At 62.8% G+C, this 17901-nt stretch carries 18 protein-coding genes; 8 read left to right on the top strand and 10 right to left on the bottom strand.

All coding sequences use genetic code 11. From position 1 onward, the window contains the following. Nucleotides 1-44: 44 nt before the first annotated feature. Nucleotides 45-266, top strand: a complete 222-nt coding sequence (locus EC912_RS16530) for a hypothetical protein (RefSeq protein WP_132146175.1) — start codon at nucleotides 45-47, stop codon at nucleotides 264-266. Between the two features lie 3 nt (nucleotides 267-269). Here EC912_RS16530 and EC912_RS16525 read toward each other — a convergent pair whose 3' ends face one another. The 5 genes from EC912_RS16525 to EC912_RS16505 all read right to left on the bottom strand — a co-directional run bounded on the left by EC912_RS16525 (nucleotide 270) and on the right by EC912_RS16505 (nucleotide 3226). Beyond that, nucleotides 270-707, bottom strand: coding sequence for a PA2169 family four-helix-bundle protein (locus tag EC912_RS16525; RefSeq protein ID WP_132146172.1), 438 nt, complete (start codon nucleotides 705-707; stop codon nucleotides 270-272). Nucleotides 708-774: 67 nt separating this feature from the next. Next, nucleotides 775-1530, bottom strand: a complete 756-nt coding sequence (locus tag EC912_RS16520; protein ID WP_132146169.1) for a DUF2884 family protein — start codon at nucleotides 1528-1530, stop codon at nucleotides 775-777. Between the two features lie 59 nt (nucleotides 1531-1589). Continuing rightward, complete coding sequence (locus tag EC912_RS16515) at nucleotides 1590-2132, bottom strand: hypothetical protein (RefSeq protein WP_132146166.1); 543 nt, start codon at nucleotides 2130-2132, stop codon at nucleotides 1590-1592. Beyond that, nucleotides 2132-2656 (bottom strand): peroxiredoxin, encoded by a 525-nt coding sequence (locus tag EC912_RS16510; protein WP_132146163.1) that lies wholly within the window; start codon nucleotides 2654-2656, stop codon nucleotides 2132-2134. The genes EC912_RS16515 and EC912_RS16510 overlap by 1 nt, the downstream gene beginning before the upstream one ends. 117 nt (nucleotides 2657-2773) lie before the next feature. After that, nucleotides 2774-3226 carry a hypothetical protein gene (locus EC912_RS16505; protein WP_132146160.1) on the bottom strand — a complete coding sequence of 151 codons (453 nt, stop codon included), beginning with the start codon at nucleotides 3224-3226 and terminating at the stop codon, nucleotides 2774-2776. A 202-nt stretch (nucleotides 3227-3428) separates the two neighbouring features. Between EC912_RS16505 and EC912_RS16500 the strand changes: the two genes are divergently transcribed. Then, nucleotides 3429-3845: a universal stress protein gene (locus EC912_RS16500; protein WP_132146157.1), complete on the top strand. Its 417-nt coding sequence runs from the start codon at nucleotides 3429-3431 to the stop codon at nucleotides 3843-3845. A 187-nt stretch (nucleotides 3846-4032) separates the two neighbouring features. Next, nucleotides 4033-4854: a ferritin-like domain-containing protein gene (locus EC912_RS16495; protein ID WP_132146154.1), complete on the top strand. Its 822-nt coding sequence runs from the start codon at nucleotides 4033-4035 to the stop codon at nucleotides 4852-4854. A gap of 18 nt (nucleotides 4855-4872) precedes the next feature. Here the strand turns inward: EC912_RS16495 and EC912_RS16490 are convergent, their stop codons facing one another. Then, nucleotides 4873-5589: a hypothetical protein gene (locus EC912_RS16490; RefSeq protein WP_132146151.1), complete on the bottom strand. Its 717-nt coding sequence runs from the start codon at nucleotides 5587-5589 to the stop codon at nucleotides 4873-4875. A gap of 121 nt (nucleotides 5590-5710) precedes the next feature. On the opposite strand from EC912_RS16490, the gene EC912_RS16485 reads away from it, so the two are divergent. Beyond that, the gene (locus tag EC912_RS16485) at nucleotides 5711-6970 is read left to right on the top strand and encodes an MFS transporter (protein ID WP_132146148.1); all 1260 of its coding nucleotides are present in this window, start codon (nucleotides 5711-5713) and stop codon (nucleotides 6968-6970) included. An 82-nt stretch (nucleotides 6971-7052) separates the two neighbouring features. Further along, complete coding sequence (locus EC912_RS16480; protein ID WP_132146145.1) at nucleotides 7053-8351, top strand: thioredoxin family protein; 1299 nt, start codon at nucleotides 7053-7055, stop codon at nucleotides 8349-8351. Nucleotides 8352-8378: 27 nt separating this feature from the next. Here EC912_RS16480 and EC912_RS16475 read toward each other — a convergent pair whose 3' ends face one another. Next, nucleotides 8379-8687, bottom strand: a complete 309-nt coding sequence (locus tag EC912_RS16475; RefSeq protein WP_165973648.1) for a DUF3247 family protein — start codon at nucleotides 8685-8687, stop codon at nucleotides 8379-8381. A 114-nt stretch (nucleotides 8688-8801) separates the two neighbouring features. Between EC912_RS16475 and EC912_RS16470 the strand changes: the two genes are divergently transcribed. Further along, a complete protein-coding gene (locus tag EC912_RS16470) occupies nucleotides 8802-9485 on the top strand; it encodes a glutathione S-transferase (RefSeq protein ID WP_132146139.1) in 684 nt (227 codons plus the stop codon). A gap of 95 nt (nucleotides 9486-9580) precedes the next feature. Beyond that, complete coding sequence (locus tag EC912_RS16465; RefSeq protein ID WP_132146136.1) at nucleotides 9581-9913, top strand: hypothetical protein; 333 nt, start codon at nucleotides 9581-9583, stop codon at nucleotides 9911-9913. Nucleotides 9914-9998: 85 nt separating this feature from the next. On the opposite strand, the gene EC912_RS16460 is transcribed toward EC912_RS16465, so the two are convergent. From EC912_RS16460 to EC912_RS16450, 3 genes are all read right to left on the bottom strand, one after another. Then, nucleotides 9999-10328 (bottom strand): DUF4377 domain-containing protein, encoded by a 330-nt coding sequence (locus EC912_RS16460; RefSeq protein WP_165973647.1) that lies wholly within the window; start codon nucleotides 10326-10328, stop codon nucleotides 9999-10001. A gap of 110 nt (nucleotides 10329-10438) precedes the next feature. Continuing rightward, nucleotides 10439-13132 (bottom strand): pyruvate dehydrogenase (acetyl-transferring), homodimeric type, encoded by a 2694-nt coding sequence (gene aceE, locus EC912_RS16455; RefSeq protein ID WP_132146130.1) that lies wholly within the window; start codon nucleotides 13130-13132, stop codon nucleotides 10439-10441. A 181-nt stretch (nucleotides 13133-13313) separates the two neighbouring features. Then, complete coding sequence (locus tag EC912_RS16450; protein WP_132146127.1) at nucleotides 13314-15599, bottom strand: NADP-dependent malic enzyme; 2286 nt, start codon at nucleotides 15597-15599, stop codon at nucleotides 13314-13316. 487 nt (nucleotides 15600-16086) lie between these two features. Between EC912_RS16450 and EC912_RS16445 the strand changes: the two genes are divergently transcribed. Further along, complete coding sequence (locus tag EC912_RS16445) at nucleotides 16087-17889, top strand: reprolysin-like metallopeptidase (RefSeq protein ID WP_165973646.1); 1803 nt, start codon at nucleotides 16087-16089, stop codon at nucleotides 17887-17889. Nucleotides 17890-17901: the final 12 nt, after the last annotated feature.

Genomic DNA, 17901 nt, shown 5'->3' with positions numbered 1-17901 from the left:
GATCGCGCGCGCCAACCCGGCGTGCGATCCAGTCGGGAATCGCCGTGCCATCAAATGACATCGACTATCACGTCACCGATATAGGAGGCGTCTGGGGCATTTTTCGGGGCGAATCGCAGATCGGGATGCGCCGCTGCCCGCACGAAGCCGTTGCATTCGCCAACTTCTTCGCCGACTGGGAAAGTCTGTCCACGAACGGACAGGTCAGGGTCGTCGGGGACTGCTATCTCGACCGCACGCTGCGTGGCTATCGCCCGGCGGCCTGAATCTCAGGGGCCCGCCGCGCGGCCCATACTCGTCATATCCAGGTGCAGCAGGCGCAGCCGCGCGATATGACGCGTCACCAGCGCCCGATCGGCCGACGAGCCCTCCAGTTTCACGAACGCGTGCAGCAGACGGCGTTCCATATGTTCCAGCGAACGCACGTAGGACATATCCGGGTCGCTCGACAGACGGACGGAGGCTTCCATCATGGTCCCGCGCATGCCGTTCACCCCGACGCCAGCCGCCCTTGCCGCACGGCCACCCGCAGAATCCACTTCGCCCTGAAGGTCCGCGGCAATCGTGGAAAGGGCATCGGCCGATTCGTCCAGGATGACGCGCAGGCCCGGCTCACGTACGCCCCGCGCGGCCTGCCGGTACAGATCACGGTCCGCAATGACGCGGCGAATCAAAGAATTGAATGCACGAACCGAAGACCGTTCCATGGGGGCTTACGTTAGACCTTTCGGACTTAGCCTCCGCTAAACGCGGCGGGCTTCGGTCAGCCGGCGGTCATCGGCCCTCGATGTCGACGAGGTTGAGGGGCTGGCCCGAGGCGTTATGCAGCCCGGTCTGCAGCTCGGCCAACTGGCGAATCGAAGGACACAGCGCCTGGACGCGGGGGCGCAGCCGGGCTTCCAGCTGGCCCACGATGCGGTCCTGCCCGCCCGAGGTAAGCGCACTTACGCGGTCGCGCAATGCCGCGGCACCTTCCAGATCGCCATTCATGGCCAGATTCATGGCCTGAGTCCCCACATCATTCGTCAGGATGGGCGCGACATCGGAGACGATCTCGTTCGCATATTCGCGCATGGCCTCCTCCTGCCAGTCGCGGGTGCTTCGGCTGGCGGCGATGCGTCGTTTGATCTCGGTCACCCGCTGCGCCAGCACGCGATCCAGCTCCCCGCTGCGCACCGCGTCGGGTGCCGCCGTAGCGGCTTCGTCGCGAACCGCCCGGGCGGCGAGGTCGATGCCATCGGACGCTATCGCTTTCACCTTTGGCACCAGCGCACGCAGATTGCGCTCGAACAACGCCACGCGATCTTCCTCGTCGGGCCGCAGCGCAACCGTCCGGCCGTCGGTCGACAGCGTGCCATCGTGCATGACGACTTGTCGCGGCGCCGGCTGCGGGCGGTCGAATACGACATTGCTGTCGTTAACCGTGACGTCGTAGCTGCTGGCCGCGTGGCAGATGTTGGACAGATCCTGGGCGCTGGCGTCGAAGATCGCCAGCGCCAGGGTCAAGGCAAGTACCACGCGTACGGTCATCGGATGGTCCCGGGTAAATCACTTCGATACCGGTGCAACCGCCAACGCCCGCTGAATCGTCAGGCTATCGGCTCCGCGAACTGCGCACGGACCGCCGGACGCCCCAACTGCCACGCCAGCCATGCCATCACGGGAACCGAGACGGCCTTCAGCACGGTGCTGGCCAGAATGGTGCCGCGCACCTTGAGGACCACCGCGACGGCTTCTTGCGGAAATCCCGGCTGGGCGAGCACAACGCCAAGCTGCTGCCACTGTCCGAACGAAATCCATGCGGTGATCGCAGCCCAGACCAGCAGGACCAGCGCCACGACACGCATGCCGTGACGCCCCCAGTTACGCCAGCGCAGGGCGGCGAGCGCCATCACGATCACCACGAAGGCGATCACGATGTAGCTCGTCGCCCACGCCATGGCCGCCCTGGCGTCCGGCATGGCGGCTGCGGCCTCGGGCGTTACCGTCTTCATCCCTTCGACGATCTGCATCAGGCCGCTGACATTGATGACGAAACCCACGGCCGCCAGCAGCATCACCAGCCAGGTGACGATGCGCCACGCCGCGAACGGACGGGCGCGCTTCACCCCTTTACGTGCGGCGAAAACCATCAGGCGTTCGCCGCCTTCAGCGCGGCGAGATCAGTCAGCACCTGCTTGGAGTTCTTTTCCGGATCGACGTCCTTGTAGACCTTGACGATCTTGCCGGCCGGGTCGATCAGGAAGGTTTCGCGACGTGCGTACTTCATACCCATCTTGTTATTGAGCACGTCGTACTTCTGCGCCACCGCACCGTCGGCATCGGACAGCAGAGGGAACGGCACGTGATACTTCTCGGCGAATTCGGCGTGCGACTTGACATCGTCCAGGCTCACACCGAGCACCGTGGCGCCCGCCTTGCGCAGCTTGAGAATGTCGTCGCGGAAGGTGCAGACCTCCGTGGTGCAGCCGGGCGTGAAATCTTTCGGATAGAAATACACGACCAGCCACTGGCCCTTATGGGTTTCCAGCGTATGCCAGTCGCCCTTCTGATCCTGAAGCCTGAAATCGGGGGCCTGATCGCCAACGACGGGCGCGGAGGCCCATGCGGCAACGCTGACGAGGAAAAGCATGAGGAAAACGGTGAGGCGACGCATGGGAGAACCTCGGTCTGGGGAAAGAAGGCAGTTTACGCGCGTGTCGCGCCGCCGGTGAAGAAAAAGAAAAGGGCGCCGGAGCGCCCTTTTCCTTACCCAGCGAAACCGCAAGCGGCCTTACTTCACCCGCGTGATCTTGAAGCCCGACACGTCGATACCGAGGTTGATACCTTCGCCGGTGCCTGCCAGTGCGAGCGAAACCGTACCCTTCGTCAGAATGCTGGCGCCCGCGCTCTTCACTACGCCTGCGTCGGCATTAGCCATCGCGTAGTCGCCAAACACGTCGTCGATCGTCTTGACGTGGGTGATATCGCCCTTGCCGTCATTGATACGCCACTTACCCGCGCTCAGGCCGGCACCGTTGATTTCAATCTTGACGTTTGCCTTCTGGCCATTTTCGCAACGGACGGTACCCGCCCCTTCGGCGTGCTTGTAGATCGCCGACCAACCCTTGAGGTTGAACGTCATGTGGCACTTGAGATTCGCGTCGTCCGCCCGTGCCGGCTGGGCCGAGAACATTCCTGCCGCTGCCAGTGCCAGTACAGCCAAACCCGTCATGCGCTTGATCATTTGCTATCTCCGTTGAAAGTGGCAGGAAGTTGCGGAATCGGATTCTCCACTCACCAATGTGAAGAAAACCAATCCGCCGAAAACCCGTTCAGCATTGGCAAGGTTTCGTGTACCGCCCGTGATGTCCATCCCCGCCCACCCGTCGCGATAACGGGTGGGTTGCGCCTACTATCGGGTCGACAGCAAAGAAGGAGCAAAACCCATGCCCAAGAACATTCTGGTCGGCTACGACGGTTCGGAAACCGCACGCCGCGCCTTCCTTTTCGCCCTGGAGCTTGCCCGATGTTCGGGTGCCCGGGTCCGCGTGGTCTCCGTGATCCAGATCGCCGAAGGCGGTCCGGACGTCACGACCCTGATGATGAGCGACACCAGCGCGAAGCGCGTCCGGGAACTGCTGGGCGAGCTGAAATCCCTGGAACCGGACGCGGAGTCGCTGGTCGACCTCGAAGTGGTGTATGGCAGTCCGGGCGATGCGCTGCTGACCCAGGTCCTCCAGAACGGCATCGATCACATCGTGATCGGACACACCGATCGCGGCGCCCTCGCCCGCTGGCTGGTCGGTTCGGTGTCGACCGACGTGCTGGCAAAGGCACACGTACCCGTAACGGTGGTCAGGTAAGGCACCGCCTTAGCCCGGGTGAGCGCGGCTACGGCCGCGTCGCTGCGCGTCAAGATCCTGCGATGACCGAAACCCCTGGTTTACCGGGGCTGCCCCATAGCGGCACGTAGCCACGGAAGGCCCCGTTTGTCACAATTCGGTCACCCGCCCCCTGGGCCGACACCGAGCAAGACGAGGAAAGCAAAGCGTGAGCTACACAGCATCGTTGCCATGGACGCTAGAGAGTCTCGACCTCAGCAAAATAGAGATCGAACGCGTCCGGCAGAATGAGGACCTGTTCCTGCTGCTTTGCGGCTCGTCGTTCGTTGAAAGCGGATCGGACCTGTACACGCACAATCTCGTCGACCATTTCGCTGGCGACGACGAACTCCAGAGCTGGTTGCGCGACTATTGGGAACACGAAGAACTTCAGCACGGACGCGCACTGGCCGCTTACGTGCGTCACGTGTGGCCCGAATTCGACTGGGATACCGGCTTCCGCAATTTCTTCCAGGAGTATGGCGCCGTATGCACGGCCGATGAGCTCGAGGAAAGCCGCGGCCTCGAACTCGCCGCGCGTTGCGTGGTGGAAACCGGTACGGCCAGTTTGTATCGCGCGCTGAACGATGTGACCGACGAGCCCGTGTTGCGTCAGCTCACCAACTACATCAAGAGCGACGAAGTGCGGCATTACAAGCACTTCTATCAGTACTTCCGCATTTATCGCGAACGCGAGAAGCTCAGTCGCTTCCAGATATTCCGCACGCTCCTGAAGCGCTTGCGGGAGATCAAGAACGAAGACAGCGACATCGCATTTCGCCATGTCTTCAACATCCGCTATCCGGACAAGGCCGCGGACGATGCCGAGTTCCGTCGTGTCACCAGTCGCGCGGCAGGCATGCTGAAGCGTCATCTTCCCGCGGCGATGACCGTGAAGATGCTGTTGAAGCCACTGGACCTGCCGCCGAAGATCAACATGACGCTCGAATGGCCGCTGACCCGCATCACGGAGAAGCTATTCCTGCATTGACGCGAAGTTGTGCGGGGATCATTTTTTCTTCGGCAACGGCGCCCATTTCGATGCATCGTAACCACCCACTTCGAAAACCAGCGTCTGCTTGCCACGGGTCTTCGTCGTAACGTCGATCGTCAGACGCTTCGTTTTCTGCAATGCGACCAGGAAAGCCGCGTCGTTGCGCAGGATAAGCGCCGGCTCGCCAGTCGGCGGCGAGAAACCTTTCAGGCCTTTTGCCTTGCCGTCGAACGTGGCCGGCAGCGAGCAGTCGCCCGCGCACTGAAAGCCCTTGCCGCTGCCATAAAGGAACACGGTCTGACCCCAGTCGGTATGCCGGCGCAGCACCAGCCGTACGCGATCGTCACCCGAGGGCTGACTGTTATAGATCGTCGCCGTACTCTGCGTGCCGCCCTGCATCGGGGCTATCTGGTACTGCCACAGATTCGTGAGCCGGGCTTTCTCGCTCGCCTCCTTCCATGACGATTCCAGCGCCGGCAGCGTTTTGCCGACTTCGGTCGCCGCCGCGCTACCAGGGTATTTGTCGACGATTTCCTTACCGAGCTGCACGGCCAGCTGGTCGTTGTGGATTTTCAGCAGTTGCTGGTAGGTCGCAAGCTTCTTCGCCGACTCGTCGGCGGCCGGCGCCTGCGCATCCGTCGCGACGGGGGCATCGGGTTGCTTCGAACACCCTGCCGCAAGCGCAAGGCCGCCGACGGCGATCGTGAAGAAAGAACGGCGGACATACGACATGAAGGCATCCTTGAACGGTGGCGACCGAGGTAGCTTGGACCGGGCGGGGGCGCGATGGCAACACATCCCCATACGGTGAGCATCGCGGCCTTACAATGGCGCGCTTATCCAAGGATATTCCATGTCTTCCACCCCTCGGGGCGACGCCTCGTTGTTCGCCCATCACGCGTTCGTGCGGTTCTGGTTCGCGAAGAACGCGTCAAGCTTCGGCTTCCAGATGATGTCGGTCGCGGTCGGCTGGCAGATCTACGAACTCACGCATCGTGCGCTCGACCTCGGCCTGATCGGTCTCGCGCAGTTCGTTCCCTCCGTACTGCTCGCCCTCCCCGCCGGTCACGTCGCGGACCAGTTCGATCGGCGCCGCATCGTCGTGTGCTGCCAGATCGTCGAATGGATCGCCATCGCCCTGCTAGCCATCGCCAGCGCGATGGGATGGCTGAGCGAAACAGGCATCCTTTCCCTGATCTTCGTCGTCGGCGTGGCGAAAGCGTTCGAGTTTCCCGCTATGCAGGCCATGTTGCCGGCGCTGGTTCCGACGCCGTTGCTACCGCGCGCCATGGCCGCGAATGCATCGGCTGGCCAGGCGGCCATGATCATGGGGCCCGCACTCGGCGGCTTGCTGTACGTGGCCGGCCCCACGGCGGTCTGCGGTGTATCGGCGCTGCTGTACCTCGCCGCGCTGATCCTGATGTCGCATCTGAACTACGACCACATTCCGCCACGACGCGAACCGGCCACGCTGAAGACGCTGTTCGCCGGCGTGCACTTCATTCGACGTCGTCCGGCGGTATTCGGCGTGATTTCACTCGATCTGTTCGCCGTACTCCTGGGTGGCGCCACTGCCCTGTTGCCCATTTTCGCGAAGGACATCCTGCACACCGGGCCCTGGGGGCTGGGTCTGCTGCGTGCGTCGCCCGCAGTGGGCGCCCTGCTTATGTCGATCTTGCTCGCACACAACAGTCTCACGCGCCGCGTGGGCCCGATCATGTTCGCTTCGGTCGCGGGCTTCGGTGCGGCGACGCTGGTGTTCGCGTTGTCCACGTCGTTGTGGCTGTCGATGGCATCCCTGTTCGCGCTGGGCGCGTTCGACATGGTGAGCATGGTCATCCGCGGTGCACTCGTGCAGTTGGAAACGCCCGACGATATGCGCGGCCGCGTCAGCGCGGTCAACGCCATATTCATCAATACGTCGAACCAGCTCGGCGAATTCGAGTCCGGCATTCTGGCCGCCGCCCTCGGTGCCGTAAACGCTACGCTGATCGGCGGCATCGGCACGCTGGTCGTTGTCGGCCTGTGGATGTGGTGGTTCCCGTCGCTCAGGCGCCGGCAGGGACTGGTGTCGGACCCGGAACCCACCGAAGGGGCCAGCGGCACGGTCTAGCCCCGCCCCCTGTGGGAGCGCGCTTGCGCGCCGCCGGCTACACCATGCTAGTCTGGCCGTCTATACCGCCAAGGGGGACACCATGTATCGCCTCGTCGCAGCCAGCCTGCTCGCCCTAGCTTCGCCCGCCTTCGCCGCCCATGAGGGGCCCGCCACCATCGACGCGGCGCTTGCGCAGGGCAAGAAGGAGCACAAACCCGTGCTCATCGATTTCCAGGCGGTGTGGTGTTACTCCTGCTATTACATGGCCAGCCATGTGCTGACCGGCCCGGAATGGAAGGCGCTGAACGACAAGGTCGTCTTCGTCGAGGCCGATGCCGACAAGCCGGATGGCCAGGCATGGATGAAGAAGCTCAGAATCCAGTTCCTTCCGAGCTATGTCGTTATCGGCGAGAACGGCGAGGAACTCGGCCGCATCCTGGCCGAACGGCCGCGCGACAAGTTCTATCCCGAGATCGCTTCGATCCTCGCCGGCGACGCGCGGCTGGATAAGCTGAAGGCGGATGCGGCCAAGGGCTCTCTCGCAGCCACGGCCTCGGTACTGGACACCTATCAATCGCGATATCAGGGCGATGAGGGCATGGCCTGGTTCGCCGCCCTTCCGTCGACGGTGCGCAACGTATCCGATCAGGACAAACGTGTCGCATTGGCCAAGCAGCGCCTGATCCTGTTGCAGGCCAAGGCGGCGAAAGACGATAAGGCCATCGCCGATGCCGCCACGAAAGTCCTCGCCGGCAACATCGGCTGCGATCGCCCGTATGTCCTGGACGACCTGATCGGCGCGACGGAAAAACTTCCCGCCGACCAGCGCAAGACACTTCTGTCGCCGCAAAAGGCTCCGCTTGACAGCTATATCGACACGCAGGTCTTCGCGGCATCGCCGGCATGCGCCGACCAGCGCAGTGCGGTTCTTTCGACGGCGGATCTCGACGCGGCCATCGGCGACACGGCCGGCGAGCAGGCCGTACTCCAGCGCGCGATCAAACTCACGCGCGAGCGCATCGGCGGCAATCTGGGTGGGGACCGCAACCTCGCGGACAACCTGCGCGTTTACTACGTCCGCGCGAAGAACACGACCGAACTGGACGCATTGCAGAAAGATCTGATCGCGGCCTACCCGAACGATTATGTCTACGCCTACCGTTACGGACGCAGCCTTATCGACGCAGGTAAGCCAGAGGAAGCCCTTCCCTGGCTGGATCGCGCCGCATCGAAAGCCTATGGCGCGAATCGCATCTCCGTCGCCAGCGCCAAGGTGAAAGCGCTACGCGCGCTGCACCGCGACGCCGAGGCGAAGAAACTCGTCGATGCGACGGTATCGGCCGAAGGCAAGGCGTTTCCCGATCAGGCGAAGAAGTTGAAGGAAAGCCTGCAGTCCTGATCGACCGATCGGTTCGGCCGCGGCACGTCAGGTCTGCGACGTGCCGCGTGCTACTGAGTCGAGGTGTTCGATCCTTTCGATATGATCGAGCCAGATGGTGGCCACCCAGTCGGGACGATCGGGGTCGAACAGCTTCACCACGCCGTTCATCCCTTCATTGCCCTCGCCATCGAGGAATGACTGAATGGTCGGCAAGACCGTCACGATACCTGTCGTTTTCGTACCGTCCTTTTCCACGATGGCGACCTTCGCATTGTCGGCAAGATCGGCGATCCATCCTTCCAGCCGCGCTATCGCGCCGTGGTCCGTATAGACCTTTTCCGCGCTGCGTCCCATGGTACTCACCTCGCTATGCGATCTGACCACTCCCGACCCTACTCGCCGTACGTCGACGCCATGTCTACGCGTTACTGCTGTTAATCTCCGCAGATTCCACGCGGGTGCAGACTCATGATCGTCGTTCATCATCTGAACAATTCGCGCTCGCAGCGCGTGCTCTGGCTTCTGGAAGAACTGGGTCTGCCCTACGAGACCAAGCGCTACCAGCGCGATCCGAAGACCATGCTTGCGCCGAAGGAACTGCGCGCCATACATCCGCTGGGCAAGTCGCCCGTGATGACCGACGGCGACGCAACGCTCGCCGAGTCCGGCGCCATCGTGGAATATCTCGTTGGCCGCTATGGCAATGGCCGCTTCGTACCGGCACAGGGCACCCCCGAACACCTGCGCTATACATACTTCCTTCACTACGCCGAAGGTTCGGCCATGCCGCCCCTGCTGATGAAGCTGGTCTTCGTGCGGATGGAGACGGCGCGGGTGCCGTTTTTCGCCAAGCCTGTCGCGCGCATGCTGGCCAAGGGGGCGCAGAAGGCGTTCGTCGATCCGCAACTGAAGCTGCATCTGGATTACCTTGAAGGCGAACTGGGCAAGTCCACCTGGTTCGCAGGCGAGGAATTCACAGCGGCCGACGTCCAGATGAGCTTCCCGCTGGAAGCCGCCGCCAGCCGTGGCGGCCTCGACGCCTCGCGACTGCGATTGACCGCGTTTCTCGACCGCATCCATGCGCGCCCGGCCTACCAGGCTGCGCTGGAACGCGGCGGAGACTACGACTTCGCGCCCAAGCGCCCACGCTGAATACGCGTTCAACTGGATGGCCTTCTTTTTACACGGCACTCACGGGCGAGCTTGCAAAGTCGTTGTTCGAAACGCCATGACGAGGGAGCCATCCAATGAGCAGAAACCGTGAATTTGCCCGGCAGGTGGAGAGCGCCGTCGACGGCGTATCCGGACGCGTCCGTCACTATGCGGACGAAGCGACCGGCACCGCGAGCAATCTGTACGAACGCACCCGCCGCATCAGCAATAAGCTCGCGAAGAAAACCAACGGCAACGGACAGCGCGCACGCTATCTGGCCGAGGATTTCGCCGACGAGGCCACCTATCAATACCGTCGCCTGCGCAAGCAGGTGCGCCGCCATCCGGCAACGACGATCGGCATCGTTGCGGCCGCGCTCGGTACATTCCTGTTGATTCGTCACGCGCTTCGTAGCAACGACGATTGAGTTCGCCGGAGTACCCATGAAAAAAGCCGGGATGATTCCCGGCTTTTTTTTTCGACCACTCCCATACCCGCTGTTGCAGGAACGCTCAATGCACAGGATGCTGCTCCACGATCTTCTCCACGCGCCAGCGTACCGCTGATGCATCCGCGGGCGGATTCGCCACATGCGTCTCGGTGATCTTCAGCAGGTACTCGTTGCCCGGTTCATAGTTGAAGTTCTCGATCGGCGTATACGAGAGCTCCCAGGGCTTCGACGGCTCTTCGCGAATCTGCATGCATTCGGTCTTCATGACACCCGCGCTGCAGGGCGCCTTGCTGGCGGCGACGTAGATCAGACGCGTGCGCGATCCATGGTCGGATTCCATCGTGGCGCAGCCCGCAAGAGTCAGGGTAAGGGCTAGCAATAGCATTCGCATGGCAAGGGCCTTCGTTGATCCCGATGAAAAAATAGCAGTTCGTCCGTGCAGACACGATAAAGGCCGGACAGGCCGGCCTTTATCGTGCATGACGCGACCGCGACGGTTAGTTACACCGTGACCGGGTTGGGCTTGTCGCCGTCCAGCTTGTATTGCTTGATCGCACGGCTGACGTCCTTGGCATTGACCTTGCCATCCTTCGCCAGCGCGGCGAGGGCGGCATGGGCGATCCAGTAACGATCGATCTCGAAGAAGTCGCGCAGGTTCTCGCGGGTATCGCTGCGACCGTAGCCGTCCGTGCCCAGCACCGTGTAACGCATGCCGTCCGGCATGAACGCGCGGATCTGGTCGGCGAACTCGCGTACATAGTCGGTGGCGGCGATAGCGGGACCCTGACGATCCTGCAGCAGGCCCGTGACGTACGGCACGCGCTGTGCGTCTTCCGGATGCAGACGATTCCAGCGCTCGGCATCGAAGCCGTCGCGACGCAGTTCGATGAAGCTCGGGCAGGACCAGATATCGGCACTGACGCCGAAGTCCTTTTCGAGCAGCTCGGCGGCGGCGATCACTTCGCGAAGGATGGCGCCCGAACCCAGCAACTGCACGCGCGGCTCGTTCTTCTTCGCCTTGCCGGCGTCCTTGAACAGGTACATGCCCTTGATAATGCCCTCCTCGCTGCCCTTCGGCAGATCGGGGTGGACGTAGTTCTCGTTCATCACGGTCAGGTAGTAATAGACATCTTCCTGTTCCTGCATCATGCGGCGCGTGCCGTCCTGCAGGATGACCGCGACTTCGTACGAGAACGTCGGGTCGTACGACTTCACGTTCGGGATCGTGCCGGAGAACAGGTGCGAGTGACCGTCTTCGTGCTGCAGGCCTTCGCCATTCAGCGTGGTGCGACCCGAGGTACCGCCGATCAGGAAGCCGCGCGCACGCATGTCGCCCGCCGCCCAGCAGAGATCGCCGATGCGCTGGAAACCGAACATCGAGTAGTAGATGAAGAACGGCAGCATCGCGACGTTGCTGACGCTATAGCTGGAAGCCGCGGCCATCCACGCGCCCATGCCGCCGGCTTCGCTGATGCCCTGCTGGAGCACCTGCCCCTTCTGGTCTTCGCGGTAATACAGCAGCTGGTCGGCATCCTGCGGACGATACTTCTGACCGAACGGCGCGTAGATGCCGATCTGGCGGAACATGCCTTCCATACCGAACGTACGGGCTTCGTCGGCCACGATGGGCACGACGCGGGGACCGAGTTCCTTGTCGCGCAGCATCAGGTTCATGCCGCGGACCAGCGCCATCGTGGTGCTGATTTCGCGATCGCCCGAGCCCTTGGTGATCTGCTCGAACGCTTCAAGCGCCGGCGCGACGAACTGCTTGTCGGCCTTGCGACGACGCTGCGGGAGGAAACCGCCCAGCGCGCGACGACGCTCGAGCAGGTACTGCACTTCCTCGGAGTCCTTGCCCGGATGGTAGAACGGCACTTCTTCCAGCTTGTCGTCGGGCACCGGGATGTTGAAGCGATCGCGGAAGGCGCGGATCGAATCGGTGTCCATCTTCTTCTGCTGGTGCGCCGGGTTCAGCGACTCGCCCGCGCGACCCATGCCATAACCCTTCACCGTCTTGGCGAGGATCACGGTCGGCATGCCCTGGGTGTTCACGGCCGCGTGGTAGGCGGCGTACACCTTGTGCGGATCGTGGCCGCCACGGTTCAGGCGCCAGATGTCGTCGTCGGACATGTTGGCGACGAGCGCCGCCGTTTCCGGATACTTATTGAAGAAGTGTTCGCGGGTATACGCGCCACCGAAGGCCTTGCAAGCCTGGTATTCGCCATCGACGGTTTCCATCATCAACTGACGGAGCCTGCCGGTGGTGTCGCGCGCCAGGAGGGGATCCCAGTAGCTGCCCCACACCACCTTGAGTGCGTTCCAGCCGGCGCCGCGGAACACGCCTTCGAGTTCCTGGATGATCTTGCCGTTGCCGCGCACCGGGCCATCGAGGCGCTGCAGGTTGCAGTTGACGACGAAGATGAGGTTGTCGAGGCCTTCGCGGCCGGCGAGCGAAATGGCGCCGAGCGATTCCGGTTCGTCCGTCTCGCCGTCGCCGAGGAAGCACCAGATCTTGCGGTCGGTCTTCGGGATCAGGCCACGGTGTTCCAGATACTTCCAGAACTGCGCCTGGTAGATGGCCTGGATCGGACCGAGACCCATCGATACCGTCGGCACCTGCCAGTAATTCGGCATCAGCCACGGATGCGGATACGACGAGAGACCCTTGCCCTTACCGGCCACTTCCATACGGAAGAGGTCCATTTCGGATTCGTTGAAACGGCCTTCGAGGAACGAACGCGCGTAGACGCCCGGGCTGGAGTGGCCCTGATGGAAGATCAGGTCGCCGGGGTGGTCTTCGCTGGGTGCGCGCCAGAAGTGGTTGAAGCCGACGTCGTACAGCGTGGCCGACGAGGCGAAGCTGGAGATGTGGCCGCCCAGTTCACCGGGCCTGCGGTTGGTGCGCACGACCATCGCGAGCGCGTTCCAGCGGATCAGCGAACGAATGCGCCATTCGATGGCGGCGTCGCCGGGGCTGCGCGCCTCGAGGTGCGGCGGAATCGTATTGACGTACTCGGTGGTCGGATCGAACGGCAGGTAGCCGCCCGCGCGACGCGTCGAGTCGACCATCCGCTCCAGCAGGTAATGCGCTCGCTCGGTGCCGTCATGAGTGATGACCGCATTCAGCGATTCGACCCATTCCCGGGTTTCGGTGGGGTCGAGGTCCTGATGGAGGATGTCGTCGATCTGGTCCATGGAGTACTCCGCGGCGCGAACGCGCGCTCATGGGGGTAAGGAAGGCCCGCTGGGGAGCGGGAAAACCTTTTCATGATAGCGCCGGGAGGGGCATTTCGCACGTGACAACACCGTACGGGGCCGTATCGGCAGAGCCGGTATCCGTGGAAACGCCACGAGATACCGGCTCCGATGGGAGCCTTCAGCGCCCCTTCGTCGTCCGGATCTGGGCCTCTACGCAGGCCACCGAGGTCATGTTCACCACGCGGCGGACCGTCGCCTGCGGCGTCAGGATATGCGCCGGCTTGGCCACGCCCATCAGGATCGGGCCGATGACCACACCGTCGCAAAGCACGCGGACCATGTTGTATGCCGTGTTGGCGGCGTCGAGGTTCGGGAACACGAACATGTTCGCCTTACCTTCCAGCCGCGAATTCGGAAAGATGCGCTCGCGCAGTTCCGGCGTCAGGGCGACATCTGCCTGCATCTCGCCTTCCACCTCCAGCTTCGGAACGCGCTCGCGGATGATCTTCAGCGCTTCGCGCATCTTCAGCGAGCTCTTCGTCTCGCGGCCACCGAAGTTCGAATTCGACAGCAGCGCCACCTTCGGCTGAATGCCGAAGAGCTTCAGGCGAATAGATGCCTGCAGCGTCGACTGGGCGATCTGCTCGGCACTGGGGTCGTCCTGCACGTACGTGTCGAGGAAGAAGAACGTTCCCTTCTCCGTCGAAACCGCCGCCATCGCGGAGGCTTCCGATACGCCCTCGTCCAGGCCGATGATGCTGGTGATGTATTCGAGCTTGCTGTGATACGTGCCGACCAGACCGCAGATCATCGCATCGGCTTCGCCGCGCTCGACCATCAGCGCCGCGATCACCGTCGAACGCGAACGCACGGCGGCTTTCGCGGATGCCGGCGTGACGCCACGGCGCTCCATGATGCTGTGATACAGGCGCCAGTAATCCTCGAAGCGCGGATCGGAATGGATGTTGCACATTTCGAAATCGATACCCGGGCGCAGGCGCAGGCCCGCACGCTGGATACGACGTTCGATGACGTCGGGGCGGCCTACCAGGATGGGCTTGGCCAGGCCTTCGTCCACCACCGTCTGCACGGCACGCAAGATGGTTTCCTCTTCGCCCTCCGCGTAGACCACACGCTTCGGATCGGCCTTCGCGCGATCGAAAACGGGCTTCATCAGAAGGCCCGTGCGGAACACGAAGCTGGTCAGCTGATCGACATACGCGCCGAAGTCCTCGATGGGACGCGCGGCGACGCCGGAGTCCATCGCGGCCTGCGCCACGGCCGGCGGCAGCTGGATCAGCAGGCGCGGATCGAACGGCTGCGGGATGAGATAGTCGGGACCGAAGCTCGGCGGCTTGCCGCCATAGGCACGTGCGCTGACGTCGGACGCTTCGCGGCGCGCCAGCTCGGCGATGGCGCGCACGCAGGCGACCTTCATCTGCTCGTTGATCACGGTGGCGCCGACATCCAGCGCGCCGCGGAACAGATACGGGAAGCAGAGGGCGTTGTTCACCTGGTTCGGATAGTCCGAACGACCCGTCGCCATGATGCAGTCCGGGCGGACCGCCTTGGCATCCTCGGGCAGGATTTCCGGATTGGGATTGGCCAGCGCGAAGATGATCGGACGGTCGGCCATGGTGGCGACCATCTCGGGCTTCAGAATGCCGCCGGCCGACAGGCCGAGGAAGATATCCGCGCCGACGACGATTTCCGCCAGCGTGCGCTTGTCGGTATCGCGTGCGTAACGCAGCTTGTCCGGGTCCAGATCGGTGCGCCCGGTATGCAGCACGCCGTCGCGATCGAACGCCAGGATATTTTCCTTGCGCATGCCCAGCGCCACGAGCATGTCTACGCAGGAAATGCCCGCCGCGCCCATGCCTGTGGTGGCCAGGCGCACGTCCTCGATCTTCTTGCCGGTGACGAGCAGCGCATTGATGACCGCGGCACCCACGATGATCGCGGTGCCGTGCTGGTCGTCGTGGAATACGGGAATTTTCATCCGTTCGCGCAGCTTGCGCTCCACGATGAAGCATTCCGGCGCCTTGATGTCTTCGAGGTTGATGCCGCCGAAGGTGGGCTCGAGGCTGGCGATGATGTCGACCAGCTTGTCCGGGTCGTTCTCGTCGATTTCGATGTCGAACACGTCGATGCCGGCGAACTTCTGGAACAGCACGCCCTTGCCTTCCATCACCGGCTTGGATGCCAGCGGACCGATGTTACCCAGGCCCAGCACGGCCGTACCGTTGGTAATGACCGCTACCAGATTGGAACGCGCCGTAAGCTCGGCCGCGGTTCCGGGATCGGTCACGATGGCTTCGCACGCAGCGGCCACACCCGGCGAATAGGCCAACGAGAGGTCGCGCTGGGTCAGCAGCGACGTCGTAGGAGTGACCTTGATTTTGCCGGGGCGCGGGAGGCGGTGGTATTCGAGCGCCGCCTGCCTGAGTTCCTCTGAGATGGCCATCGGAATCCTGTAGTGGGTGGGGATGAGGGCGCGCGGCATGGGGGACGCGCTTAGATCTGAAATGGTAGCACCGGGGTGGCATGGACCGCCCTCCGCACTGCGCCATTCCCTCGAGCCCCACCTACTAATTTAATCGGCCAAGCCCGACAGACCATTGCCGCCCGAACTGGCTCCATGGGCAGGAACGCCAGCTCATTGCAATGCATTCCGACACCACCGCCAAGGAGCTTCACCCATGGAAGATATGATCCGATCCCGTCGACGCCGACTGGCCATCTGCATAGGCTCACTATTTATCGCAGGCCCCGGCTCCGTACTTGCCGATACCAGCCCCGACGGGATTTGGAGCGACACAGCGCTCCCGGCTGTCCGGGTTGCCAGAGCATCGGCCGACACCATGCCCTTGAAGTACCGAACCCTCAGCCTCGCTTCGCCGGGTCTTGCATCGTTGACCGCCCGTTCGCGCGCCGGGGAACCCAAGAGTGCCATGACCATCGATCTGCCGCTGCCCGAAGGCGGGTTCAGCCGGTTCACGCTCACGTCGTCCGATGTTCTGCCCGCCGGCCTCGCCAGCAAGTTTCCACAGCTCGTAAGCCTTAAGGGCAGCGACGATACGGGACGCACCGTTCGTCTCGATACCGCTCACGGACAACTGCATGCGCTCGTGGCCGACCGTGACGGCAGCTGGCTCGTCCAACCCGTCTCCACGGTAATCGATAGCTCCGTGACTGGCCGGAACGGGAAGAACGACGACACCTATGTTGTTTATCGCCGCAAGGAAGCGGCACCCGGATCGTCCCGATTCACCGAAGGCGACACGCCCGCCCTCAGTCGGAACATTCAGCCGCAAGCACTCGACGGCGCTCGCACCGCCCGAGGGGGAACGCCCGTACTGCGGACGTACCGCATCGCCATGACCGCGTCGGGAAGCTATACGCAGAAACTTGGCGGAACCAAAGAAAATGGCATGGCCGGCATCGTCCGCACGGTCAACCGACTCAACCAGGTATTCGAAACCGATCTCGGCATACATTTCGTACTTGCGGAAAACAACGACAAGCTTGTCTTCACGCCATCGAAGGATCCTTTCGCTCGCATCTACGACGACGTCGACATGTTTCGCGAGAACGTCCAGATCGTGCACCGCGAACTGGGCACGAAGGGCTTCGATGTCGGGCACCTTCTCGACGCCAAGTCCGATGCCGGCGTCGTGGGGACACTCGGAAATACCTGCGTGAACTACGACCCGGGAAAAGTCGATGAAGATGTAACGAAAGCCGCGGGCATGACCGGAAGCAAACGGCCCCTCGGCGATGCTTTCCATATCGACTTCGTCGCCCACGAGCTTGGCCATCAGTTCGGCGCACATCATTCGTTCAGCGGATGCCACGCCGGCTCCAACAACAACGCGCACCGGTTCGCACCCGGCACGGGCTCGACCATCATGGGTTACGCCGGACTGTGCGGTGAACAAAACCTGCAACAGAACAGCGATGCCTATTTCCATGCAGCGAGCATCGACCAGATTCAGAAATGGACTGCCAGCATTGGCGGCAGCTGCGCCACGACGCGCGTCAACCCGGGACATGCCCCATGGATCGATCCCGAATCCCTGCCCGAGCGGATGGTGGTTCCCGCCCGGACACCATTCCGACTCACGGCACAGGCCGGTTTCGCCGACCCGGAGGCCAGGCTGACCTATACCTGGGAACAACTCGACCCCGGTCCCTTCCGCGAGGAATCGATACTTACCGACATCGGTGAGGGTGCGCTCTTCCGTTCGCGGCCGCCGACACCGGACGGGGAACAGACGTTCCCTGCCATGGGAGTTCTGCTCGGCGACGAGCCCATGGGTGTTGGCGACGGGCTCCCCACGACGACACGCGATCTCAACTTCAGGCTATCCGTCCGCGACAACCTCGACCATCGCTCCCACGTCGTTACGGCCGACCAGCGCGTACGGGTGGTCGACACAGGCGAAGCATTCGAGGTCCTTTCGCCGAAGCCCTTCGCTACCCTGAAAAAAGGCAAATCCCACACGATACGCTGGCGCGTCGCCAGGACAAACAAAGCGCCGATTTTGTGCCGAACCGCGACAGTCCATTTGTCCCTGGATGGTGGACGCACATTTCTTGAAACACCGCTTATCGAAGAGACGGCGAACACAGGAAAGGCATCGTTCAATATGCCCGACGACGCGCGGGAGACAACTCAGGCACGGCTGCGAGTGATGTGCGGCAATGGCTCATTCTTCGCACTATCGCCGGGTGATTTCACCATCCGCCACTAAACCGTCAACACC

This window comes from Luteibacter rhizovicinus, assembly GCF_004342265.1.
GTDB lineage: Bacteria > Pseudomonadota > Gammaproteobacteria > Xanthomonadales > Rhodanobacteraceae > Luteibacter > Luteibacter rhizovicinus_B.
Note: the sequence above shows the minus strand (reverse complement) of the source record. Positions and strands in the feature narration are given on the sequence as shown.